Source organism: Halogeometricum sp. S1BR25-6 (assembly GCF_031624495.1).
GTDB lineage: Archaea > Halobacteriota > Halobacteria > Halobacteriales > Haloferacaceae > Halogeometricum > Halogeometricum salsisoli.
The window spans coordinates 126,823-150,156 of sequence record NZ_JAMQOP010000006.1; the positions used below are offsets into that span (position 1 = coordinate 126,823).

22 protein-coding genes and 1 pseudogene are annotated in these 23,334 nt (G+C 59.6%); 16 read left to right on the top strand and 7 right to left on the bottom strand.

What is annotated here, in order from left to right; translation table 11 throughout:
- Window positions 1–318 precede the first annotated feature (318 nt).
- From NDI76_RS21570 to NDI76_RS21620, 11 genes are all read left to right on the top strand, one after another.
- Window positions 319–846, top strand: a complete 528-nt coding sequence (locus NDI76_RS21570) for a hypothetical protein (RefSeq protein WP_310926197.1) — start codon at window positions 319–321, stop codon at window positions 844–846.
- Window positions 847–1,022: 176 nt separating this feature from the next.
- The gene (locus tag NDI76_RS21575) at window positions 1,023–1,709 is read left to right on the top strand and encodes an NAD(P)-dependent oxidoreductase (RefSeq protein WP_310926198.1); all 687 of its coding nucleotides are present in this window, start codon (window positions 1,023–1,025) and stop codon (window positions 1,707–1,709) included.
- Window positions 1,710–1,753: 44 nt separating this feature from the next.
- On the top strand, window positions 1,754–2,308 hold the full coding sequence (locus tag NDI76_RS21580; protein WP_310926199.1) for a DoxX family protein: 555 nt from the start codon (window positions 1,754–1,756) through the stop codon (window positions 2,306–2,308).
- A 357-nt stretch (window positions 2,309–2,665) separates the two neighbouring features.
- Entirely contained in the window at window positions 2,666–2,965 is a 300-nt protein-coding gene (locus tag NDI76_RS21585) for a hypothetical protein (protein ID WP_310926200.1), read from the top strand.
- Window positions 2,966–3,115: 150 nt separating this feature from the next.
- Complete coding sequence (locus NDI76_RS21590) at window positions 3,116–3,313, top strand: heavy-metal-associated domain-containing protein (protein WP_310926201.1); 198 nt, start codon at window positions 3,116–3,118, stop codon at window positions 3,311–3,313.
- A 466-nt stretch (window positions 3,314–3,779) separates the two neighbouring features.
- Window positions 3,780–5,729 carry a copper-translocating P-type ATPase gene (locus tag NDI76_RS21595; protein WP_310926249.1) on the top strand — a complete coding sequence of 650 codons (1,950 nt, stop codon included), beginning with the start codon at window positions 3,780–3,782 and terminating at the stop codon, window positions 5,727–5,729.
- A complete protein-coding gene (locus NDI76_RS21600; RefSeq protein WP_310926202.1) occupies window positions 5,726–6,832 on the top strand; it encodes a saccharopine dehydrogenase family protein in 1,107 nt (368 codons plus the stop codon). The genes NDI76_RS21595 and NDI76_RS21600 overlap by 4 nt, the downstream gene beginning before the upstream one ends.
- Window positions 6,833–6,842: 10 nt before the next feature.
- Window positions 6,843–7,961 carry a succinylglutamate desuccinylase/aspartoacylase family protein gene (locus NDI76_RS21605; RefSeq protein WP_310926203.1) on the top strand — a complete coding sequence of 373 codons (1,119 nt, stop codon included), beginning with the start codon at window positions 6,843–6,845 and terminating at the stop codon, window positions 7,959–7,961.
- On the top strand, window positions 7,864–9,339 hold the full coding sequence (locus NDI76_RS21610) for an SRPBCC family protein (protein ID WP_310926204.1): 1,476 nt from the start codon (window positions 7,864–7,866) through the stop codon (window positions 9,337–9,339). Before NDI76_RS21605 ends, NDI76_RS21610 begins: the two co-directional genes overlap by 98 nt.
- The gene (locus tag NDI76_RS21615; protein WP_310926206.1) at window positions 9,336–11,207 is read left to right on the top strand and encodes an ABC1 kinase family protein; all 1,872 of its coding nucleotides are present in this window, start codon (window positions 9,336–9,338) and stop codon (window positions 11,205–11,207) included. Before NDI76_RS21610 ends, NDI76_RS21615 begins: the two co-directional genes overlap by 4 nt.
- Window positions 11,200–11,952, top strand: coding sequence for a class I SAM-dependent methyltransferase (locus tag NDI76_RS21620; RefSeq protein WP_310926207.1), 753 nt, complete (start codon window positions 11,200–11,202; stop codon window positions 11,950–11,952). The genes NDI76_RS21615 and NDI76_RS21620 overlap by 8 nt, the downstream gene beginning before the upstream one ends.
- Here NDI76_RS21620 and NDI76_RS21625 read toward each other — a convergent pair.
- The 4 genes from NDI76_RS21625 to NDI76_RS21640 all read right to left on the bottom strand — a co-directional run bounded on the left by NDI76_RS21625 (window position 11,870) and on the right by NDI76_RS21640 (window position 14,357).
- Window positions 11,870–12,823 carry a class I SAM-dependent methyltransferase gene (locus tag NDI76_RS21625; protein ID WP_310926208.1) on the bottom strand — a complete coding sequence of 318 codons (954 nt, stop codon included), beginning with the start codon at window positions 12,821–12,823 and terminating at the stop codon, window positions 11,870–11,872. The two genes, NDI76_RS21620 and NDI76_RS21625, sit on opposite strands and share 83 nt — an antisense overlap.
- Window positions 12,759–13,130 (bottom strand): hypothetical protein, encoded by a 372-nt coding sequence (locus tag NDI76_RS21630; protein ID WP_425498406.1) that lies wholly within the window; start codon window positions 13,128–13,130, stop codon window positions 12,759–12,761. Before NDI76_RS21630 ends, NDI76_RS21625 begins: the two co-directional genes overlap by 65 nt.
- A 148-nt stretch (window positions 13,131–13,278) precedes the next feature.
- Complete coding sequence (locus NDI76_RS21635; protein ID WP_310926250.1) at window positions 13,279–13,425, bottom strand: DUF411 domain-containing protein; 147 nt, start codon at window positions 13,423–13,425, stop codon at window positions 13,279–13,281.
- Window positions 13,426–13,622: 197 nt separating this feature from the next.
- A complete protein-coding gene (locus tag NDI76_RS21640; protein WP_310926209.1) occupies window positions 13,623–14,357 on the bottom strand; it encodes a helix-turn-helix domain-containing protein in 735 nt (244 codons plus the stop codon).
- A gap of 88 nt (window positions 14,358–14,445) precedes the next feature.
- Here NDI76_RS21640 and NDI76_RS21645 point away from each other — a divergent pair, with 88 nt between their 5' ends.
- The 5 genes and pseudogenes from NDI76_RS21645 (at window position 14,446) to NDI76_RS21665 (ending at window position 20,833) form a co-directional block, all read left to right on the top strand.
- Window positions 14,446–15,558 (top strand): MBL fold metallo-hydrolase, encoded by a 1,113-nt coding sequence (locus NDI76_RS21645; protein WP_310926251.1) that lies wholly within the window; start codon window positions 14,446–14,448, stop codon window positions 15,556–15,558.
- Window positions 15,559–15,561: 3 nt separating this feature from the next.
- Window positions 15,562–16,854: an MFS transporter gene (locus NDI76_RS21650; protein ID WP_310926210.1), complete on the top strand. Its 1,293-nt coding sequence runs from the start codon at window positions 15,562–15,564 to the stop codon at window positions 16,852–16,854.
- 107 nt (window positions 16,855–16,961) lie between these two features.
- Window positions 16,962–17,639, top strand: a pseudogene (locus NDI76_RS21655) (IS6 family transposase).
- 101 nt (window positions 17,640–17,740) lie between these two features.
- Window positions 17,741–19,300, top strand: coding sequence for a transposase (locus tag NDI76_RS21660; RefSeq protein WP_310926211.1), 1,560 nt, complete (start codon window positions 17,741–17,743; stop codon window positions 19,298–19,300).
- Window positions 19,301–19,741: 441 nt separating this feature from the next.
- Entirely contained in the window at window positions 19,742–20,833 is a 1,092-nt protein-coding gene (locus NDI76_RS21665) for a tyrosine-type recombinase/integrase (protein ID WP_310926212.1), read from the top strand.
- Window positions 20,834–21,895: 1,062 nt separating this feature from the next.
- Here the strand turns inward: NDI76_RS21665 and NDI76_RS22845 are convergent.
- The 3 genes from NDI76_RS22845 to NDI76_RS21675 form a co-directional block, all read right to left on the bottom strand.
- Entirely contained in the window at window positions 21,896–22,111 is a 216-nt protein-coding gene (locus tag NDI76_RS22845; protein WP_484494593.1) for a DUF7835 family putative zinc beta-ribbon protein, read from the bottom strand.
- A gap of 89 nt (window positions 22,112–22,200) precedes the next feature.
- Entirely contained in the window at window positions 22,201–22,542 is a 342-nt protein-coding gene (locus tag NDI76_RS21670; protein WP_310926213.1) for a DUF7344 domain-containing protein, read from the bottom strand.
- Between the two features lie 103 nt (window positions 22,543–22,645).
- A complete protein-coding gene (locus NDI76_RS21675) occupies window positions 22,646–23,314 on the bottom strand; it encodes a helix-turn-helix domain-containing protein (RefSeq protein ID WP_310926214.1) in 669 nt (222 codons plus the stop codon).
- Between the last annotated feature and the right edge of the window lie 20 nt (window positions 23,315–23,334).

The window sequence follows — 23,334 nt, forward strand, 5'->3', positions numbered from 1 at the left end:
TCATCATTACAATAGTAGTGGCGTAATATGCGCTTGAACGCAGGTCTCTGGAACCTATTTTTTACGTGTCCAAGGCATATATATCACCAACGATGACAAAGAAGAGGTAGTCTCCCGTAGTAGGAGTCAAAACGAGGGATTAAACGAATCTCGAATCGAAGGCATTGGGTATAAAAAGAATCGGTAGTCGATAGTCGAATAGTGGAATAGGACTCACAGAGAGCCGGCACCATACCTATATCTGGTTAGGTATCCACGTTGAAGAGTGGGACGAGACAGAAAATGTCACGCAATGGAAATCACGAATCTCGGCGAAGCGTGCTCAGAAGCGGTGCGATAGTGGTGGGATCTATCGCACTCGGGACTACCTCGATAGGGAGCGCCACCGCCCAACGCGGGCGTCCAGACTTCAGTAGCAGCGTCTGGGGAGACGGCGAGCAGTGGGGGACCAAGGTTACCGGAACGTTCGACGAACCGAGGAAGAAACACAATCTGGACAAATTGTTCGTCGTCACGACCGACCACGAGCATCCCCCAGACCACGAGGAACACGCGGGCCATCACCCCCACCCGCTTCCGGACGACCAACTCCCGGTCGCAGAGGCCGCCCCCGGAAATCGGGCGTACAACGGAGGCCGTTGGTGGACGCACACCGCGACGTGGACGCATCAGGGTATCCACGACCACGACGGATCCGTTCCACTCCTCACTCGATACGGCCCGGCGAACGATCCGAACTCGATACTGTTCCACGAAAACTTGGGCCACATCCGGATTACGGAGGGTTCCCCTGACGATACGCCTGACTTCTTCCGATGTCCGCTGTTACCCGATAAGGAGGAGTGACGGACCGCTCTCCACCTTCGAATCCGTAACCGTCAACGCACATCGTATACGCGGACCGGATTTCGGAATGCTACTGCCCTCAAGTCCAACTCTGTAGACCGCCCGCGGGTCTCGAAGCCCAGAGGTGTGTCGCTCACCGGTGGTTTCAACAGAAACAGACAGAGACATCCGAACAGATGCGACTGGCAGTATTCGGTGCAACAGGTGGGGCCGGACGAGAATTTACGAAACGTGCGACTGCGGAGGGTCACGAGATACGGGCACTCACGCGGTCGACAGGGAGACTCTCGACCGACGACGCTATCGTCGCCGTCGAGGGAAACGTCCTCGTCCCGGAGAACGTCTCGGAGACCGTGACGGACGCAGACGCCGTCGTCTGTCTCTTGGGGCGTACCGGCGACAATCCTCGGGACGTGGTCTCCAGCGGAACTGAGAACATCCTCACCGCGATGAATGAGCAAGGTGTGAACCGTCTGGTAGCGCTGACTTCCATGGGACTCGGTGCGAGCGTTCGCCAGGTTCCGTGGTACGTGCGTCTCGCGAACGCGACAGTCCTCCACGACTTGATGGTGGACAAGGCGAGACAAGAGGAACTCGTCGCGGGGAGCGACGTCAAGTGGACTATCGTCCGCCCCGGCGGACTGACCGACGGCCCTCCCACTGGCGAGTTCGTCCACGGCGTTGACGTTGACGCGACCGCGGGGCCGATTTCGCGCGCCGACGTCGCCGCGTTTCTACTGCAGGTCGTACAGACCGACGCCTACGTGCGCGAGATGCCGGTAGTGACGACTGAACAGGGAGTCGACGCCGCGTTCCTCTGGGAGCAGGCGACGGCGATAACCCGTCGGTTGAGTGGGAGGTGAGATGAGGTGACTTTTTATTTGTCCCGGAGAAGAGTGGAGACATCATGTCGTCACGAGAAGTGCGATTAGAGAGTACGGTCGGCGGTTTCACAGCGAGTGGGAAGCTCCACACGCTGAGCGTGTGGTTCATCCTCGCACTCAGACTGATGATGGGTATCGCGTTCTTCCAGAGCGGACTTAGTAAGGTTCTCTCCGGAAGTTTCAGCGCGGGCGGCTATCTGACGGGAGCGGTTCCGGCCAACGGGAGTCCGCTCGCCGGTCTGTTCGTCGCGATGGGAGAAACCCCGTGGTTCGTCGACTTCGTGAACGTGGCCGTCCCGTGGGGCGAGGTGCTCATCGGACTCGGTCTCATCGTCGGCGCATTGACTCGGCTCGCCGCGTTCTGGGGGGCGTTCATGATGCTGATGTTCTACTTCGGGAACTGGGACGTCGCCCACGGATACATCAACGGCGACTTCGCGTACATGCTCGTGTTCCTCTCCGTCGCGGCGTTCGGTGCGGGCCGCATCTTCGGCCTCGACGCCAAACTCGAACAATACGAGGTCGACGGTCGTCCGTTCGTCGAGAGATACTCGTGGGCGCGATACCTGCTCGGCTGAGAGCGCCGACGTGCACTCGCCGGGGAAAACAGACTTGTAGACGGCTCCGGTGTCTCGCAGTATGATTCCGTTCGCCGTCGATACAGTCGCACTAGCGACTATCGTAGCCAGCACCGCGTACGTTGTCTCGGCGGTCCCAGCGTTCTGGCGACAGTATCCCGGCGCGTACCGACGTCCCCTCCTCGGATTCTCGCTCGTGAGTCTCCTCTTCGGTGCAGCGCACATCGGAGAACTGTACTCCCTCCCGGGCGCGTCTCTCGCTCTCGTCGAAATCGGGGCACAGACCGGCTTCTTCGTCGTCGTCCTTTGGTTCGTTCGCATCCATCCGCGGCCCCGGCCGGTAGGGGGTGAGAATCGATGAGCGCCGGTTTCCTGACGGGAGCCTCCGTCGGGAGTGCGCTCGCGATCGCCGTTCTCTGCTACGTCCTCCTCTATCGGACGGATCACGTCGTCGTCCAGCGCTCGTTCTTCTTCAGAGTCGGTCTGGGCGGCCTGCTCGCCGCAGTTGCCGGAGGGACGGCGCTCCTCCTCGGAGTACGCTCGACACATCTCGGACACGCAGTGTTCGCCTTCTTCGTGGCGGCCGCCGTCCGCGACGTTCGTCGTAGCGTCCATCCCGCGAACGAGTCGTGGTTCGAGACGCTGTTCGATGGGTAGGAGCGACCTGACGCTCGTTCTCTGCTCGTTCGTCGGCGGAATTCGCGACAGATTCGATGATGGACTTTACTATCGAAAGAATCGGACTGTTCTCACCGACCCTGCCGAAAGAGAAATTCGCATAAGAGTCGCTCGCGTAGGGAGTACTGTATGACGACGACCATAACCGTCGAGGGAATGACGTGTGAACACTGCGAACAGACCGTCGAGGACGCGCTCCGAGACGTAGACGGTGTGACGGACGCTACCGCCGACCGCGAAGCCGAGAGCGCGAACGTCGACGGCGATGCCGACATCGATACGCTCGTGGAGGCGGTCAAAGACGCCGGATACTCGGCTCACGCCTGAAGCGAAATCGGAGACCAGCGGTCGGACGAACTCGGCATTCTTCCGCGAAGCTCGAACCGCTCTGGTCGGATTTCGTCACGGGTGGAACAGAATCATGTAGGACGGCGTCGACAAACAGGCTATGAGCGAGCATTCAAACCACGAGGGTTCCAGAGATGGACCATCAACGAATCTCCCCCGGCAATCGGCCGGTGGGAGCGTACAGTGCTGTCGGATTTGCCAGTTAGAGGAAGGCACCGAGACCCGAGGGTCTGTGGCACCGACTGCGAATCCCACGGTGCAGCATCCGGACCAAGCACGCGAGAAGGAGACAGCGACGGGCGACCACTCGAACCACGAACACGGACACGACCATACCCATCACGCGACGGAGGAACCCGATCACGAATCGCACGAACGCAGAGGGGGTCACGGCCGCGACCATGGGGACCACGCGGAGCACACGGACCATACCGGTCACGAACAGATGTTCCGGCGGCGGTTCTGGGTGTCGCTCGTCCTCTCGGTGCCAGTCATCTTCTTCAGCGAGTTCATTCAGGACGTCTTCGGCTACACGGCGCCGACATTCCCAGGTAGTGTCTGGATCACGCCCGTTCTCTCGGTAATCATCTTCGCGTACGGTGGCGTGCCGTTCCTCTCGATGGCCCGGACGGAACTCGAGAACCGTGAGCCAGGGATGATGATGCTCATCTCGCTGGCCATCACCGTCGCGTTCGTCTACTCGATTGCGAGTCTGTTCCTCGAGGGGACGACGCCGTTCTTCTGGGAACTCGTCACGCTGATCGACATCATGCTGCTGGGCCACTGGATGGAGATGCGATCGGTCCGGCAGGCCTCCGGTGCACTCGACGAGCTGGCGAAGCTCATGCCCGACACCGCCGAGCGCGTCACTGAGAGCGGCGACACGGAGGAGGTTCCCGTTTCCGAGCTGTCCGAGGACGACGTCATCCTCGTCCGTCCAGGTGCCTCCGTTCCCGCGGACGGCGAAGTTGTTGAAGGTGAATCGTCCGTCGACGAGTCGATGATCACCGGCGAGTCCCGTCCAGTCGACAAGGAACCCGGCGTGGAGGTCGTCGCTGGCACGGTCAACCAGGACGGCAGCCTGCGTGTCCGGGTGACCAAGACCGGTGACGAGACGACGCTGGCGGGCATCATGCGCCTCGTGGACGAGGCCCAGCAGTCCAAATCCCGTACGCAACTCCTGGCCGACCGGGCAGCCGGCTGGCTGTTCTACGTGGCACTCGGCGTCGCAGCGATTACGGCCATCGCGTGGGTCGTTGCGGTCGGGTTCAACATCGGCGTACTCGAACGCGTCGTGACGGTGCTCGTCATCGCGTGTCCGCACGCACTCGGACTCGCCGTCCCGTTGGTCGTCGCAATCAACACCTCCACTGCTGCCCAGAACGGGATGCTCATCCGCGACCGCATCGCCATGGAAGAGGCCCGGAATCTCGATACGGTGATGTTCGACAAGACCGGGACGCTCACGAAGGGCGAACAGGGCGTCGTCGGGGTCGAGACGGCGGGCGACTGGGACGAACAGCGGGCGTTCGAGGTCGCTGCGGGCGTCGAGGGTGATTCCGAACACATGATTGCTCGCGCTATCCGGAACGCCGCCGCTGAACGTGACATCCAACGGGCGCAGGTCGCAAGCTTCGAGAACCTCCGCGGTCTCGGCGTCAGAGCCACTGTCGACGGCGAGACAGTTCATCTGGGAGGCCCCAACCTGATCGAGAAACTCGACATCGAGCGGTCCAACGACATCACTGCATTCGCTGAGGAAGCTGGCGCGAACGCACAGACGGTTATCTACCTGATTCACGACGAATCAGAGGTCGTCGCGGCGTTCGCGCTGGCCGACGTCATCCGGGAAGAAAGCAGGCAGGCCATCGAGGCACTGCACGGGATGGGCATCGAGGTTGCGATGTTGACCGGCGACTCCGAGGACGTCGCGAAGGCCGTCTCGGAGGAACTCGGCATCGACCAGTACTTCGCGGAGGTGCTCCCCGAGGAGAAGGACACCAAGGTCGAAGCACTCCAGTCCGAAGGGAAACTGGTGGCGATGGTCGGCGATGGCGTCAACGACGCGCCAGCGCTCACCAGAGCTGACGTGGGCATCGCCATCGGCTCGGGGACCGACGTGGCCATCGAGTCGGGCGACATCATCCTCGTCGACAACAACCCCCTGGATGTCGTCCGTCTCATCAAGCTCTCGAAGGCGAGCTACCGGAAGATGCAGGAGAACCTCGTCTGGGCGACCGGCTACAACGTGTTCGCGCTGCCACTCGCTGCGGGAATCCTCGCACCCATCGGCATTCTCCTGTCGCCAGCGATCGGCGCGGTGTTCATGTCGCTGTCGACCATCATCGTCGCGATCAACGCCCGCCGACTCCGGGGGGTCGATCTCTCAGCATGACGACGCTGATAGTCGGCGGCTACGGGTCAGTCGGTCGCACGATAGCGGAAGACCTGGCTACTGCGTCTGACGACGCGAATGCCGTCATTATCGCTGGTCGCGACGAGACGAAAGCGAACGCCGTCGCAAGTGAGTTCGGAGACAATGTCTCTGGCATCGCCTTCGACCTCGAGGAGACGGATTCGTACGCTCGTATCCTCAAAGACGTTGACCAGGTTGTGATGTGCGTGGATCAGTCCGGAACAGCGTTCGTTGAGGCGTGCCTCGAATCGGGGGCCGACTATGTTGACGTCACGGCCTCGGACGAATTCTTCCGCCAAGTCGAACAGCTTGACGACCTCGCACGAGATGGTGATGCGACAGCAGTCCTGAGCGTGGGGCTCGCGCCCGGCGTCACGAATCTGCTGGCGAAGCTAATGGCCGACCAGCTGTCGTCGGTCTCGGACATCCAGATCGGCGTGCTACTCGGTCTCGGGGAGGCGTTCGGTCCCGCAGCGAGTCGATGGACGCTCGAACGAATCAGTCGGGAGTTCGCGGTCCCTACAGCGGGACACTCCGGGTCGATCCGTGGCTTTTCGAATCCAGTACCGGTAGAGTTCCCCCGATATGGCCAGAGGTGGGCCTACAGCTTCGACTTCGCGGATCAACACGTCCTCCACCGAACGCTCAACGTGCCAGCTAGAACTCACCTGTGCTTCGACTCACGGGGCGTCACGTCGGCAGTCTATGGGCTCTCGTGGGTCGGATTGTACCGTCCAGCCGTCGAGGCGATCGGGCTCGATCGACTGACGGACCTCGTCTCGACGCTCTCGGTCGGCGGGGACGGCTTCGCCGTGACGGTTGAGGTCGATGGGCAGCAGAATTCGACCGCGAAGACGCTGATGACGGCGATCGACGGGAGAGAGCAGAGCCGAGTGACTGGCATCGTCGCGGCAACTGTGGCGTTGGCCATCCGAGATACAGCGGTTCCCGACGGCGTCCATCATATCCACGAGATTCTCGACCCCGAGCCAATTCTCGATGTCCTGCGAAAACAGGGGTATCGTCTCACGAACAGCGAACAGGTCCGGGAGACGAGGGAACCGGTTCCCCCAAATCCATGAGGAGGCACCGATGACGACACAGCACGTTTCCGTCGGTGGACGGACCATCGATGCGGGAAGGAAGCAAACGTTCCGCTTCGCCTGTAGCGAGACGTATCACGGTGATACGCTTGAAATCCCAGTCACGGTCATCAACGGCACGTCGTCGGGGCCGTGCGTCTTCCTGACCGCTGCCGTCCACGGAGACGAACTCAACGGGGTCAAGATTATTCAGGAGGTCGCCGATCACTACGAGCCAGAGGACCTCCACGGGGCACTCGTCTGCCTCCACGTGTTGAACGTGCCGGGCTTTCTCGCCCAGCAGCGCTACATCCCCATCTACGACGAGGACCTCAATCGGTCGTTCCCAGGCAACGCCCGAACTACGATGGCCAAACGGCTCGCGAACACGATTTACGAGGAGTTCATCTCGAAGTGCGATCTCGGCCTCGACTTCCACACGTCGACGCGCAACCGCACGACGATGTACCACGTCCGCGCCGATATGCGCGACCCCGACGTCGAACGACTCGCCAGAGCGTTCGGTACGAGTGTCATCCTCGACGGCGAAGGCTCACGTGGGACGCTCAGAAGTGTAGCCTGTCGGGACGGTATCCCGACGGTCACGGTCGAGATGGGTCGCGCCCATCGATTCCAGACGGCGCACCTCGACCGGGCGCTCCACTGTGTCGCGAGCGTCCTCGCCGAACACGAGGTGCTTCCCGACCGACCGGTTTCCTGGCCCGGCTGGACGCGCGTAGTCGCTCGCGACGGCGAGAAAACGTGGATTCGCGCCGAGACCGGTGGTCTCGTCGAGATGGGGTGGGGCCCACACCCACTCGTCGAGGACGGCGAGCCACTGTTCACGATTTCAGATCACTTCAAGGACGACATCGAGACGATTCGAGCACCGTCTACCGGCCTCGTCGTCGGCGTTCTCGAAAACGCAGTGGCGTATCCGGGCCACCCACTGTGTCACTTTGTGAGCGTCGACGAGGAAACCGCCGACGTCATTCGCGCCGACATCGAGCGAGGTGTGTTCGACGTCTATCGTGAAGGCGGCTTCCAGTGGCCCGAACCACGCTGGTACGCCGAGCACGGCCAGCAACCGAACGCTGAACACGGTAGTGATACCCATGACACGACGTAAACTTACAATCGACCGGCCTGGTGGAAGCGATCAGACGACGACCGAGTTCGACGTGATCGGTGAGAGCCCAGTTGATGCATCGTTGCTCAGAATCGAACACGCGACAGCAAGTGTTGAGATCCAAGCAGAACCGGAAGCGTTCTTCGACGCGTTCACTCGATTCGCGCAGTACGATCGGTGGACGCCCGAGATGCAGGGCTCTGCCCACTGGCTGACCATCGAGGAAGGTGGTCCAGGGTCGAAGTTCATCGCCTACGATAAGCCAGGAACGACCCATCTCGCACACTATGGCGAAGTCATCGACGTAGATCGGCCGAACCGCTTCGAGTGGCGAGCGCCGTTCAGCGAATGGCAGCGGGCATATATCGGGACGGAACTCGAAATCGAAGAGACAGACCAAGGGACAGCGACCGTAAGCGAAACGTTGTACTTCGACGTCAGAGAGGAGCATCTCCCCGTCCTCGCGGGGTTCACCGGTACGGCCAGTCTTCAGGAGGAGCGCGTCGAATCGTTCCTCGAGACGCGACTCAGGGGCCTCGACTCACTTCTCAAAGAGAACGACATCCCGGACGACGAACGGTCGTTCCTCTTCACGGAAGCGCGGACTGTGGCCGGAGATTGGGCCGGGCGAATTTCGGACGGCGAGTGGGTTCGTGTGCTCTATGCTGACGGCGAGGTCGACTTCGACGCTCCCGCCGATGAGGTGTTCAACGCCTTCTCCCGGTTCGCACGCTACGCTGACTGGACGCGCGATATCCACGTCGGCTGCGAGTGGCTCGACGTGAAGGAAGGTGGCGTCGGATCACGGTTCCTCATCTGGGAGAAGCCCGGCGACCGCCACGTGATGCACTACGGGGTGGTGACCGAGTGCGAGCGGAATCGACGGTTCACGTGGCGGGCACCGTTCGCAGAGTGGGGAAAGGTCTTCCTCGGGACGTCACTCCAGCTCACGCCGCGCGCCGACGGCGGGACGACTGCTTATCACGTGCTCTACGTTGACCTGCCGGTCGAGTATCTCCCGGTCTTCGGTGGGTTCGGGACGCTTCCCGGCTTCGACCTTGAGTTCGAGACGTTCCACATCTACGAGGAGGCGGACGGCTTCCAACGACTCATGGAGAACGACGAGTTCACCGAGGAGGACACTTCGTACCTGTTCGATAAAGACGACCAGATCGCTCACGACTGGCCCATGCAGGAGGGCCGTCCTTGGCCCGACCGGGCGCTCACACTCGAACCAGACCGAACGATCTCCTACGAGAAACTGCTCGTCGAGCTCTCTGAAGTCTTCGCCGAGGCGCTTCCGTCGCCGAAATTCACTCGCGAGTATCGCGACCTGAAACGACTCTGGGCCCACGCTGACCAGGAGGGTGCGGAATGATCGAGCGAATCCGTGAGGCGGTGCGAACCATCGTGCGCTTCGTCGAGATTCTCCGCTATACTCTCGTAGCGGCGATCCGGTACCAATTCAGTTCGGAACCGCTTCCCGAGCACGTCCATCGCCTCGTCGTCCAGCTTGGGCCGACGTTCATCAAACTCGGCCAGATCGCCTCGACGCGACCCGATCTCGTCCCGCCCGATGTCTCGAAACGGCTTGAAGAACTGCAAGAGAACGTTCCACAATTTCCTCACCGTGACGCCCGAGCAGTCATCGAATCCGAACTCGGAGAACCTCCGGAGGAACTATTTCGAGAGTTCCCCACCGAGCCCATCGCTTCGGCTTCGTTGAGTCAAGTGTACTTCGCGATGCTGGACGATGAGACAGACGTCGCCGTGAAAGTCCAGCGTCCGGGTATCCGCCCACGCATGGAACGGGATCTCCGAATCGTTCGAAGTCTCGCCCGGCTGGGGTCCGCACTCCGATTGACGCCACGTCAGCTCCCCGTTACCCAGATCGTCGACGAGTTCGCCTCGTGGACGCTGAAGGAACTCGACTTCGAGGTCGAAGGTCACAACCTCGAAGAGTTCGGCCGGAATTTCGTGGACTGGGACGACGTGACGTTTCCAGCGGTCTACTGGAGCCACACGACCAAGCGTGTCCTGACAATGGAGAAGGTCTCGGGGATGCGACTTGGAGCGATTCCAGACGCCGTAAGCGAGCAACGCCGCCACACGCTCGCTCAGCGCCTCTCGGAACTGCTCATCAAGATGTTCGTCTCCGACGGCTTCTTCCACGCCGACCTCCACCCGGGGAACATCTTCTTCCAGCGGAACGGCAGTATCGCGATCCTCGACGTCGGAATGGTCGGCCGGATGACGACCGTTCAACGCGACCGTTTCCTCGCGTACTGGATCGCCATCACACGCCGACAGCGCGACCGAGCGTTTCACCATCTCGTAGAGATGGCCGAATCGACCGAGCGGGCCGACCTCGACGCCTACCGCGACCAGTACGACGTACTCCTCGACCGCTTCTACAATAAGGACCTCTCGGAGCGGAGTCTCGCACAGACCTATCTTGAGATCGTCTACGCAGGCGCCGAACACGGCGTCGTCTTCCCTTCAGAAATGGTCCTGCAGGCGAAGGCGGTCGTGACAGCCGAATCGCTGACGCTCGTCCTCGCGCCCGAGTATCGCTTCAGCGAGGAGATCCGACCCATCGTCGCCGAGGAACTCGCGAAGCAGGCGACGCCCCGGGCCGCAATGGATCGGGCGTGGGGCGAACTCGTCGACTGGATCCTTCTCGGGCAGAGTGGTGGCGGTGGGGAGTCGCCATCGGCAGCAACCCCCGAAGAGGCGGCGTTCCGCAGGGAGGCGATTCAAGCGCTTGCCCACGTCTGGACGGACGACATCGATGCGTTGTTGCAGGACATCCAAGACGACGTGCCCGAGTACACGTCTGCCGAGTACTGGCGCGATCACCCGGAGCACTACGTCCTCCTCGAGACGGCACTCGGGCTACTCCGGACGTTCGCGACGGAACTGGCGCGCCTCGAAGAGCGCAGCGACATCCAGAGCGAAACCGACGCCGTACCCCTGCTCGCGGTCGACGACGCAGACGATGTAGAAGAAAAGCTCCTGACCGGCGAACTCTCCCAGATGATCGATACGTTGCAGGACGATACGGATCGGTACACCTCGGCGGAGTTCTGGGACCAGAACCACGAAACGCGAGCGGCACTCATTTCGGGATTGACGGCACTCCGACTGCTCCTCTCACGACTGAACCAGAGCGTCGACGCGACGTACGCCACCAGCCCCGGCAATGGGACGACCCACCCCTCCGAGACGAGCGATACCGATGACTGAGCCCCACCACCCGATATTTGCACGACTGTACGACCCAGTGATGGAACCTGCAGAGCGCACCGTTCTCGCTGAACACCGCCGGTATCTCGTCGACGAGATTTCCGGCTCAGTTCTAGATCTCGGTGCGGGGACGGGTGCGATGTTTCCATACTTCAGAGAGACCATGGCAGACGGTGCAACTGTCACGCTCTCCGCGATTGAACCGGATCCACACATGCGTCGGCAGGCGGTCAAGCGAGCCCGCGATCTCGAACTGGAAATTGCGGTCGAGGGCGCCGGCGCTGAAGCACTGCCGTTCGCAGAGGAGTCGTTCGACGTGGTGATCGCGTCACTCGTGTTCTGTACGATTCCCGATGTGGAGGCTGCACTCTCCGAAGTAGCGCGAGTGCTGAAACCAAGCGGTGAATTCCGATTTCTCGAACACGTTCGGGGCGACGGGACGGTTGGGATTGCCCACGATGTGCTCGCACCTGCGTGGCATACTGTCGCTGGCGGCTGTCATTTGAATCGAGAGACGGACGAGGTGTTTCGAACTGACGACCGCTTCGAACTCGTCGATTACACACGTCTGGAAGACATCCCGCAGGTCGTTCCAATTGTCCGCGGGACGCTCAAACGCCGACGTGAGGGCTCGATGCTTTCTCGTTTCGTGAGTAGCGGGGTCAGGGTGCCTCCGCTTTCGCAACGAGGACGACGTGCTGTAGGAACGGCAACGCACGGTGCGCGGCCTTCACCTGCTCGGTAATCCCCGTTGGATCGAGGTCATACGCTCGATACAGTCGTTCGAGGAGCGACCGAGTGGGACTCCTGAGTAGCTGAAGGTACAGCGAGGTCCACTTTCTGAACCGCCCGACGCTGTGTCCCGTGATGTTCTCTACCGTCTCGAGTTCGAGATTCGAATCATCGAGAGCCGCCTTGTACTGCTCGACGGTCCCAATCGACGGCATATCCCACGCGTCTGCAAACGAGTCGACGACCCTTCGTTCTGTTTCGCTCACGTCGGACCGCATCACGAGATCGGAGACGACGAAGACCCCCTTAGGTTCGAGAACATCCGCGACCCCAGCGAAGACGCTGTTCCGGTCGGGGAGATAGACGAGGGCGTCGATGGCTGTGCACGCGGTAAACGAGTCCGTGGCGAATGGTAGTTTCGTGGCGTCGCCAACAACGAACTCGGTCTCGGCTTGCTTTCCGCGTGCGTTCTCGGTTGCCCGCTCGATGTTGTACGGAACGAGATCCAGTCCGGTAACCCGGGAGCCGAACCGATTGGTGAGGTGGATCGCCGGACCGCCTCGGCCACAACCGATATCGAGGAGACGCACTCCGTCCGTGCCGGGCGGGTACGATTCGATTCTCGATCCGACTTCCGTGACGAGACGGCGCTGACTCGACCCAAAGACGTGTGGTTGGTACCACTCCGAGTAGCCGAGATTAAGAAACTCGTCGGTCTCTAGCAGGAGGTCGAACGCCCGCCAGATGTCGGCTCGTTTGCCGCGGTAAGAGAACTGGTCGATAATCCGCTCGCGGAGGGAATTCTGATCCATAGAAGACCTACTCGAGTTCGGAAACCTCCGAATAGCAGTACTCGGATTCGCCGCAGTACGCGAGGTCGGCACACCCGCGGGGGCGCTGGTAGTCGATCCCCTTGTGCCGTCGGAGATACGTTACGTAACCGTCGTCGACGCGGTCTAAGATGTCGTGACAGATCCACTTCTCCCCGAACCAGGTGGCGCCTAGATCCCGGTATGGGCACAGGAAGATCGTCCGTTTGACTGAATCGACCTGTGGCGTCTCGACGATCCGGACGCCGACGAGACGGTACGCGACGCGAAGGCGCTTAACTACTGATTCCGGTGTATTTGCGCCGACGAAGAGGACATACGCGATCACGTATCCGAGGTCGTGGAGGAGTCGTCTAATCATCGTTTAGACCGTTGTGTTCCCTCCCAAAGTATCTTCACCAGTGGCTCACTCAGTTTAGATCCTAGATTTCGGCGTGCACCTCACCCATCTTCTCGCCGCCGAGTGCGTAGACGGTGAATGAGCCGGATTTCGTCCCGCCCATTCCCGGTTACCCGGCCGGCATCCCGGGCAGCGCGATGCCGTCGATGGCCAGCTCTTCACCGAGCATCGTCGCGATTACTCCGGCAGGGACGTATCCCTCGACGACGTACTCGTCGAGAATGAGCGTGTGACAACTCTGTAGTTCAGTGGGAATGTTGTGTCAATGCTTGAGGGCAGTCACATCCTCAGACTCGGTTCCCCTGAGCGTCGTGTCGAGATACTCCCGCGATCTCGAACCGGACAACCTCAGATCCAGAGCGGAGATTCAAGATTGCCTCGGAGTCGGTGAGGATGCTGATAAGTTACTCACAATCGGCTAACCGGAACACCGTCCAGCGCGAAGAGGGTCAGTTAATCGGCAGCCCGCTCAGCTTGGCGGGTCTTTTCGACCTCTAATGGATCTGCCGTAGATGTCGCCGTCACCAGGCGCAAGAACTGACCGGCGTTCGTGAGGATTTTGTTCTCCGCCTTCCGGAGGTGTTCTTCGTACGTCGAACGCGCGACGGCCGTCTGGTTGGCGAGTTCTCGGAGCGACGTCTTCCGGGGCTGTTCGTAGTAGCCGCTCTCCAGTGCCAACCGAAGCGCAGCCATCTGTCGCTCGGTTACGTCTTCGAACAACTGGTCGACCGGAGCCAGCATACTGTGCGGGATTCGCTGTGCCGTAATCGCCGTCTTCGATAGGACTTCGATGTCGCGGTCGGCCTCCAACTCGTGAAGAAGGGCCCTGATATCGCTCTCGGTGAAGGCAATCACGGAGTAGTGCTCCCAGCCCTGACGATGAACCGTCGGTGGCTGATACAGGCAATTGTGCGCTTCGAACCGTTCGATAATGGAGTCTTCCAGTGAGCAGAGACAGGATTGCGTGACGACGTGAAGGCCAGTATCGTCGATCGACTCGTGAAGAATCGTCCCTAAGCGGTCGATCTCGTCGAGGAGGTCATCAGTCGGAGACCCCGGTGCCGTGATTTCGATCACCTGACAGTCGTCCAGATACCACTCGCGGATGGTAAGATCGGGATATCGCTCCGAGATCTCTCGATACGGACACTCGTGTTTGACCCGGAACGAGGCCTCGTAAAGACTCATGGAAACCCATTCGTCTACGGAAAAATAACAGTGCCGGTCATGTCCGGCAGTGCCTATATTCTACTACTACCCGTACGGAGAAACACTGATGTCGGAAATTTCCCCCGAGGAACTCGGCGAACGACTGCAGACTGACGAAAACGGTCTGCTCGTGGTCCACATTCGCCACCGAGATGAGTTCGATGACTGGCACGTACCGGGGAGCGTCAACGTCGACGTCTACGACGAACTGGCTAGCGACCCTGACGAAGCCAAGGACGCTCTTTCGCACCTCCCAGAAGAGAAAGAGATTGTTACGGTCTGTGGTGCAGGAATCGCCGCGGAGACGGCAACGGAGGCCCTCCAAGAGATGGACTACAACGCGGCGACGCTCGAAGACGGAATGAACGGATGGAGTCGCGTTCACCGCCACGCACCAGTCGCTGCCGACCTCGACGGCATGCTCGTTCAGATCGCACGACCAGGGAAAGGCTGTCTCTCGCACGTGCTTGTCTCGGACGGTGAAGCCGCCGTCTTCGACCCGTCGCACTACCTCGAGGAATACGAGGCGATTCTCGACGAGTACGACGCTGAACTCGTCGGTGTCTTCGACACGCACGCCCACGCCGACCACGTTTCAGGAGGTACAGAACTGGCCGATCGTCACGGCGTTCCCTACTACCTCCACCCGAAGGACGCACTTGCCATCGGTGCAACGCCCATTGAGGATGGACAGACTGTAGCGGTCGGCAGCCTCGATATCGAGGTCATCCATACGCCGGGACACAGCGAAGGAAGCGTCTCGTTCGATATCGAGGGTGTGTCACTGATTACGGGCGACACACTCTTCCACGAGAGCGTGGGCCGCGTCGAACTTGGCGTCGAAGCCGGAATTGAAGATTCCAACGTTGAGCAGAACGCCGCGACGCTCTACGAGAGCCTCCAGCGACTTCAGGACCGAGCAGACGATACGCTCGTCCTCCCGGCGCACGATCCCGGTTCGCCGGAACCGCCAGTGACTACAACGCTGAGCGAGGTCCGAGAGCGGAACGAGGACCTCGGCCGCGACCGCGAGGAGTTCATCCAGGAACTCGCGTCAGATATCCCGGATCATCCGCCGAACTTCGAGCGTGTCAAGCGAACGAACGTGGGGCAAGAATCAGTTCCCGCCGACGAACTGGCCGAGCTTGAACTGGGTCCGAACAACTGCGCAGCGGAGTGATCGATGAGTACAGAAACTGAATTCAAACAGGGTATCCGGGAGCACCTCGGGCAGTTCTCCCTGCACGTCCTCCTGGTGTTCGCCACCGGGCTGACGATCGGTTCCGAACGTGCCGTCGTGCCCGTGTTGGGTCGTGATGTCCTCGGCGTCGAGTCGCTGTTCGTCATCGGCTCGTTCGTCGTCTCGTTCGGCTTCGTCAAGGCGCTATTAAACCTCTACGCCGGCAAGTGGGGTGGTGAATACGGTCGCAAGCCCGTACTCATCCTCGGATGGGTGACCGCACTCCCACTCCCTGTCATCCTCATCTTCGCGCCGAGCTGGGGCTGGATCACCGTCGGGAACATCCTGCTGGGCATCAACCAGGCGTTGACCTGGAGTATGGCCATCAACGCGAAGATCGACATCGCGGGGCCCGAGCAGCGAGGGCTGGCCGTCGGCATCGACGAGGCCTTTGGGTACAGCGGTGTCGCCGTCGGTGCATGGGTCACGGGCGTCATCGCCGCCCAGACGAGTCTCCGGCCTGAGCCGTTCTACTTCCTCGCGGTCGTCGTCGTGCTGGCGTTCCTCATCTCAGTCTTCCTGATCAAGGAGACGGTTCAACTCGCGGAGGCTGAAATCGACGATGAAGACCACCACGACGCGAACCTGCCGTTCGGTGAGGTGCTGAAGCGCGCGACCTACGGTGACAAGACGTTGTTCGCTGCGGCACAGGCCGGACACATCGAGAAGTTCGTCGACACGCTGTTCTGGCTCGCCGTTCCGCTGTATCTCACGAGCCAGGGACTCGGAATCGCAGCGGTTGGGTTCATCGTCGGCGTCCACAGCGCGATGTACTTCCTCCAGATTGCAACCGGTGGACTCGCGGACCGCATTGGTCGCCGCCCACCGGTTGTTGCAGGGATGTTCCTCACCGGTGCGGGTGTCCTCGGGATGGTTCTCGTCGAAGGGTACCTCCCGTGGGCCGTGCTCTCCGGCGTGTCCGGGCTCGGGATGGCGTTGCTCTATCCAAATCTGATGACCGTACCGGGCGACGCCGCCCACCCGACGTGGCGAGCGACTGGAATGGGTGTCTACCGAATGTGGCGCGACTCGGGGTATGGCGTCGGCGCAATCCTCATCGGCCTCTCGATGGAATTCGTGAACGCCGAAGCCGCATTCTACATGACCGCGGCCCTGATGTTCGTCTCCGGGGCGGTCGTGTACGTGTGGATGGAAGAAACTCATCCCGAGTTTGGAACACACGAACCACCTGCCCCTGCAACGGAGCAACCAGCCCGGTCGGTGGCACAAGACTGACTCAGCAAAACAGCTGTTCCACCTTCAGAATATGTCATCCCGTAAGGAGATAACTTCTCCAGGCACTGTCTAGATAAGGAACGAGCAGGTCGAAGAGTTAGTGATCTATGCTACTCTCAAACCTGCTCAAAGAGAGTTTAGACACTGCTACGCTTGAATGTTGGCAGCGCGAGCGGACGGCGACGCCCGTCAGGGCGTTCGCCGTCCGGCTCCATGCCGCCGGTCTTTCACTCAGAGAGACAGAAGATATTCTTCGGTTACTCGGCGTAGAACGCTCGTTTCAAGCAGTTTTTCAGTAGGTACCTCGGCTGTCTGACAGAGTCTCAGACCCGCCGAAGGCGACGCCGAGGCGGGTCGCAGTCGACGAGACTGCTGTCAAAATCAACGGCGAGTGGTCTTGGTTGTACGCTGCAATAGATCTCGACACAAAAGTGATTCTTGACGTTGCGCTGTTCAAGCGTCATGGAACCGATCCGGCGGCTGCGTTTCTCCACGGAGTCTGTGAGAAACACGACTGTTCAGAGACGGTGTTTCTGGCTGATGCCTTCGGATATCGGACTGCCTTTTCTCGATTAGGGCTGAACGGTCGGGTTGACTACACAGACCGAAACCTGATTGAAAAGTGGTATCACACATTTAAAATGAGAGTTGACCGTTTCCACAATTCCTGGGTGGGCAGTCGGCTGAGCGCCCGCCAGTGGCTTGCAGTGTTTGTTCATTACTATAATTTTCAGCGACCGCACCAGTCGCTCGACGGAAGAACGCCAGCTCAGGAGGTTAACTAGACAGTGCCACAGTGTTCGTACTCTCAGCCCAATACAGTTGAGGCCGCGATTCGTGTCTTCTCGAAATGACTCGTCCCCGTGAAATCTTGGTATATGCGTTCATGTTCGGTATCGATCTCCACGAGGAGATTCGTAGTGGTGCTTCGCTCTGTGAGGCATTTGAGAAAGCCCCCGATAGATTCGACCGCCTCGAAGACGAGTATCCAGACTGGCATCCAGCACCCTACTCGTTCGAGGGCATGCTCAGACTCTTCGTGTATCGCGAAACCACCGATTGTAGCTACCGTTCATTTAGTCGGTACCCAGAGCTCGCCGAATCGTTTGGCCTCGAAAAGATGCCAGGCGAATCAGTACTCTCTCGGACGTGGTCCAACCGATTCAACGAGACGACTCGGACGTTCGTGACCACCGCTGCTCACTTTCTCGTCCGGCAAATCTACCGAAAGGGTCATCCGATACCTGAAGTCCGACCGAAAGAGGACGTTGTAGACACCAGCAGATCGGAAGCACAAGAGCCCGAGTGTGATAACCGTGAGAGTTTCGACACCAAAACGATCTATCAAACGACCAGACTCGCGAAAGAGCACGGGTTCGACTCGTTCGATTCGGAAAGAGCCACGAACCGGACGTATGACGATAGCCGCTTTTTCGAGTTACAGACGTTCATCGGGATGGTTGGCTGTGGAACACCACAAGGAGCTGCTCGATTCAAATTCCGGCGAGGTGAGGACTACGGACCACACGGCGACACGCATCTCAGAGCAGTCAAGCGGTTCGATCCGAGAGGACTAGTAGACGGATTCCACGACGCAACTGAACAATTGCTCTCGAAAATTCAGACCAAGTCGTCGTTTCGTCGTCCGATCACAGCTGCGATCGACATCACCACCATCCCCTACTACGGCGACGTCGACGGCATGCCAATGGTGAGCGGCACGATGAATAACGAAGAGAGAGCGTTCAAATTCGCCACTTTGTCTATCGTCGGCAGAAACGTCCCACTCGTACTCGCAGTTGAGCCAGTCCGAGAGAGTTCACCATGGGACAAGAATCCACCAAACCAGATTCACCAAGTGGTTCGACGGCTCGTCCAGAGGGCGAAAGAGCTAGTGCCAATCGAGACGGTACTCTGTGACAGTGAATTTGACTCGAAAGCAGTCTACCAGACGCTATCGAACCTCGGTGTAAACTACCTCATCCCAAAACGAGTTCACGCGACTGAAAAGCAAGTCATTGAGACGATGGAGGCAGGAGAACGCGATGTCGCGGTTGAGTCAGCGACGGTCCATTTAGACGCAGGCTCGCACGCAATGCAGTTCCTCTACGTGCCCTCGACGAAGAGCGATGGAACCGCCGTCTTCGCGACGAACCTTCGTGTGAGCTCGGACGAGGCGGAGGCAGTCTGTCGTCGGTACAGTTCTCGCTGGCAAATTGAGAACGAGTACAAATCGATCAAGAACGACTTCCTCGCGAAGACCTCGTCGAAGGACTATCGAGTACGGTTGTTCTATTTCGTGTTTGCCGTTCTGCTCCACAATATCTGGCGTCTCACGGACTTCTTGCTGAAAGCCGCTGTGGGTGAACAGATGGAGTATGCACCGGTATTGACTGCTGGGGAGTGCGTCGAATTGGTCTCCTCAGGACTTCTGCCGCCTGACTAAGACTCGATTTCTCGCTGGTCCGCCCATTCAGAGTAGTAACACCGCCAAAATACGGGATTTCTTGCTGATTTGTCGATACACAGTGCTGTACCGGTCGGGAAAAGGATCAACTACTCATAATTGGTCTCCTCTGAAGTAGATTCGCGAAGAGATTGACCCAGAACCGGACCATCCTCCGAAACTGTGTCATCTTCCGGACGCACTGATCAGTATAGCAGTATGTGGTTTACTAGATCGGTTTGAGACGTAGAAATGCCATATTTGGTAGAGAGAGGCGTTCTCGGTAACAACGAGCAAGGGTGGAATCTCACTTTCGTGTAGATGAGTACACGAATGTAGAACTAAGGGGGTCGACGCTGTACCCTCATCCCATCCAATGCCAACCGTAGAATCCAAGGATTACGACCCTCAAAACGCCGTTCTAGCCTCACGGAGAGTTTCGTGACCGACGACGACTCCGAGGTCTCCCAGGCTGTTGACCGCTACCTGCGTTCCAGTGGTGACTCCGATCAGTACCGTCACACCGCCGAAACCGTCCTTGACCAGTTCACCGTCTGGCTCCGACGTCGCGATCTCGAGACCTTCGACTCCTTCGAGAACGACGGCGAGCAGATCCTTCGCCGGTATGCCGACAGGCTGAATCAGCGCGTCGAGGCAGATGGAATCGCGGCATCAACGGCACAGATGTACTATAACGTCGTCAGTGGATTTCTCGGCTACTGTGTTCGCGACGGTGTCCTCTCACAGAACCCAGCACTCACAGATCGTGCTCGCGAGCCCTTACCCCGCGACGACGAGGACCGTACTCAACAGTTCTGGACACCAGAGGTTCGCCAGCAACTCGTCGAGTACACGAACGACCGCGCGTACGAAGCAATCGAAGCAGACGGTCTCGACGCGACACAGGCCGTCCAAGACCGCGCGTTCATCCACGTCCTCGCGTACACGGGTGTCCGAGGAGCAGAGGTCTTCCGTGTAAGCGGTGACGACCGCTCGGGCCGACAGGGGCTCACCTGGGAACGGGTTGATACGGACTCATGGACGTTCCGCGTGTGGGGGAAGTCGCAATCGTGGGAGGACGTCTCCGTACTTGAACAGGCTCGTGAGGCAATACAGCAGTGGAAGCGTGTTCAAGATCCTCCGAGCGAAGAGTGGCCAGTGTTCCCGACCGGACACGCTCCGTCGAAGTACGCTGCGGTCCGTGACGCTCGCGACGACGCAGATGTACTCCTCGACGGTGCTGACGTTGACGAGGTCCTCCGCGAGTACGAGATTCCACCGCCAGCGGTTACGACCCACGGCGCTCGCCGGGTCCTCGCTCGAATCGCCGAAGACGCAGGCGTCCACGTCGACGGTGAGAAACCGAAGCTGCATGGTGCTCGTCGCGGCCTCGGGGATGCGTTGTTCCGGGAAGATCGGGGACTGGCGTCCGATATCCTTCGACACTCCAGTCTCTCAGTGACGAAAAAGGCGTACTCGCACATCGACGCTTCAGAGCGCGGTGAGACCGCTAGCCGGCTCCTCGACGAGTAGTTTCTCTACTTATTTCTACAGTAGATGAATGTGAAATAGCCGTTCAGTAGGGCTTGCGTAGTGAGCATCCGCGAGCGACCGTCGGGAGCGAGCGGTTCACCGGCGGAGCCGTCTCTGACGGCGGAGTCGGCCGTTTTTTGGTCCAGATTTTTACGACGAGTGGTCGCGCGAAGCGCGACCCGAGTCTGTAAAAAGGTGGGCTGCTATTATCCGACTCCAACATCTCTGTCACTGACGTGTCTCTCCTCGTCTGTTCGGCAAGCGTAAATTCGCCCACTTGCCTCGATTCTTGACGAAACAACCTCGCTCGGTACGACGGCACTTCAATCACTTTCAGTCACAACGCGAATGAATTCGTTCGGATCGGCCGAAGCGTCAAGCGTCCACCGGAGAAGGTTTCTCGCCGGTATCAACGGCGCGACCTGACATACTATCTCCTTCTCCGGAGGACCCCCCGACGTGACCAGCACTCGCGGACGAGTCCTTCGGTTCTTGACGTCCTGAGCGATAGTCGCGACATTTAGCCTTCCGTATTTGAACGGCGCTTAGTAACAACCCCGGCGCTCACTGGTCTATCTCTCCAATCCGAAGATGTCCACCAGACGGAAGTCGGGTCGACCATCCGCGTATCCACGGCGAATCACTCACTCTGGATACCTCCGCTGGTGGACACTGATCTGGGGCCCCGATCCCAACCGGTCAGCTATCAACCAGACTACGTCGCCTCCCCAGAGGCGACGTTCATCCTGCGACAACGGATCGTCTGCCGTCGTTTACGTCTCTTCCGACTACGCGCATCTCACTGCAACAGCGATGGACGGAGGATTCATATGTGTTAAATTTTAACATGTACTGTGGAGATTATGTGCCAGCAGTGTAGCTGGTCAGTGAGTGATTCGGGTGATCTGACGCCCTGTGAGTTCAACAGGCGGTCGATAGAGCACTTCGTGGAGACGGGCCATTCCGTCTGTAGTACCGACCACCATCCCAGAGAAAGAGGCTATTAGCCCCGTCCGTCGGTTATTTATCTCAACGAGGAGGTATCGCGGTGGACTGTAGCCGCTACGCTCGTTCAGGACGCGCGTGACCGCAGTATGCACACTCGTAGACTCGGTGGGGTTTTCTGGCGCACTTCTCGTTTTCCGGCTTCACGTTGTCTCGCCGTATCACCGGAGTAATCGTCAGCGATATCTCGTGCTCGCGTTCCCCTCCGCAGTTCGAGCAGTGTCTGAGTACCATTCCATCCCGTTCCGGCCATCCAGATGTTGTCTTTGACATTGTTATTCGAGGTTCCTACTGAGCAGTCCATCTCCGGAAACGATCGTCGAGTGAGACGCGAACGCCGCACGCTGAATACGGAGCATCGGTTATTCCGCCGTCTCCGTAGGAGACTTCGACTCACAGGGCTCGGTGCCTAACACGGTCTCTATCTCCTCGTCGCCGCTGTACCGGATCCTCTCGGTCCGACCATCGACATCGATAACGCCGTGGTCGGCCAATACGGGAAGGTGACGATGGTACAGGTTGAGGGCGACCTGTTCTCTGTCTAGCGTTGACGACGGTTCCTCCTGCTTGATTACGTGGTCAAGGAGGTCATCGAACGACGCGGTATCGCCGTGTCTGTTCCGAACGTAACCGAGAATCTGCCGTCGCCGTTCGGTGGCGAGACAGCGGAAGGCCGAATCGGGGACCGGGTCTTTCGTTCGCATCGTCCCTCAATACTCCATCTGCCCGATTCAGCGGTTGGGTTGACATGTTCTGCTCCGGTCTATTCTACCGAACATAGAAAGCCGATTTAAGACAAGACCGCTATTACGCTTCGTCCGTCGGTTCGAGGGTATCAGAAACCAGACCAATAAGCGCCTTCCGGAGGACCGTTTCGGCTCCGCGCCGGACGCGTTCGGAGGCGGCCTGTTTGGTGATACCCAACCGGTCGGCGATTTCGCTGAGGGTCGTGCCACGGGGGACGGAGAAGTAGCCCTCTTGGACGGCCATCATCAACGCCTCGCGCTGTCCGGGGGTGAGGCCAAGATTGTACTCCGTTCGGGAGGCTTCGTCGGGATCGTACACGCGGTCGATAGCAACCGGGTAGTCGTGAGTCCGACAGAACTGGTGGAACCGCGTCAGGTCGGCGTGACTCCGGAAGCGGACGGTGAACGACCACTCGGAATCGCCGTGGGCGTCCAGAATCGACCCGTTGTGCTCGCTGAGACCGTTCAGGAACGTCTCCTTGTCGGTGTCCCACTCGACGTAGTAGAGGACGCTCTCGCCGAGTCGCGTGACGGCCTCGACGTATGTGACTATCTCACTCTCTCGCAGATGCCGCTCGAACTGAGTGAGCTCTGTACCCGTCGCCCACAGTAAGGGGATGCGGGATTCTCTGAGGGGGACGAGGCGTTCGAGTTGGACCCGAACGCTCGGGTCTCCGTTCGTGGCCCGTCCGAACGGGAACGAATCCGAGGGAAGCGTAAACTCAAGCACGACGCTTACCGGAGCGTTTC

What these genes read in the sequence shown, in the direction of transcription:
- NDI76_RS21575 (WP_310926198.1), top strand. Translation starts at nt 1,023, where the DNA reads ATGCGACTGGCAGTATTCGGTGCAACAGGTGGGGCCGGACGAGAATTT.
- NDI76_RS21580 (WP_310926199.1), top strand. Translation starts at nt 1,754, where the DNA reads ATGTCGTCACGAGAAGTGCGATTAGAGAGTACGGTCGGCGGTTTCACA.
- NDI76_RS21585 (WP_310926200.1), top strand. Translation starts at nt 2,666, where the DNA reads ATGAGCGCCGGTTTCCTGACGGGAGCCTCCGTCGGGAGTGCGCTCGCG.
- NDI76_RS21590 (WP_310926201.1), top strand. Translation starts at nt 3,116, where the DNA reads ATGACGACGACCATAACCGTCGAGGGAATGACGTGTGAACACTGCGAA.
- NDI76_RS21595 (WP_310926249.1), top strand. Translation starts at nt 3,780, where the DNA reads ATGTTCCGGCGGCGGTTCTGGGTGTCGCTCGTCCTCTCGGTGCCAGTC.
- NDI76_RS21600 (WP_310926202.1), top strand. Translation starts at nt 5,726, where the DNA reads ATGACGACGCTGATAGTCGGCGGCTACGGGTCAGTCGGTCGCACGATA.
- NDI76_RS21605 (WP_310926203.1), top strand. Translation starts at nt 6,843, where the DNA reads ATGACGACACAGCACGTTTCCGTCGGTGGACGGACCATCGATGCGGGA.
- NDI76_RS21615 (WP_310926206.1), top strand. Translation starts at nt 9,336, where the DNA reads ATGATCGAGCGAATCCGTGAGGCGGTGCGAACCATCGTGCGCTTCGTC.
- NDI76_RS21620 (WP_310926207.1), top strand. Translation starts at nt 11,200, where the DNA reads ATGACTGAGCCCCACCACCCGATATTTGCACGACTGTACGACCCAGTG.
- NDI76_RS21630 (WP_425498406.1), bottom strand. Translation starts at nt 13,130, where the DNA reads ATGATTAGACGACTCCTCCACGACCTCGGATACGTGATCGCGTATGTC.
- NDI76_RS21640 (WP_310926209.1), bottom strand. Translation starts at nt 14,357, where the DNA reads ATGAGTCTTTACGAGGCCTCGTTCCGGGTCAAACACGAGTGTCCGTAT.
- NDI76_RS21645 (WP_310926251.1), top strand. Translation starts at nt 14,446, where the DNA reads ATGTCGGAAATTTCCCCCGAGGAACTCGGCGAACGACTGCAGACTGAC.
- NDI76_RS21650 (WP_310926210.1), top strand. Translation starts at nt 15,562, where the DNA reads ATGAGTACAGAAACTGAATTCAAACAGGGTATCCGGGAGCACCTCGGG.
- NDI76_RS21660 (WP_310926211.1), top strand. Translation starts at nt 17,741, where the DNA reads ATGTTCGGTATCGATCTCCACGAGGAGATTCGTAGTGGTGCTTCGCTC.
- NDI76_RS22845 (WP_484494593.1), bottom strand. Translation starts at nt 22,111, where the DNA reads ATGTCAAAGACAACATCTGGATGGCCGGAACGGGATGGAATGGTACTC.
- NDI76_RS21670 (WP_310926213.1), bottom strand. Translation starts at nt 22,542, where the DNA reads ATGCGAACGAAAGACCCGGTCCCCGATTCGGCCTTCCGCTGTCTCGCC.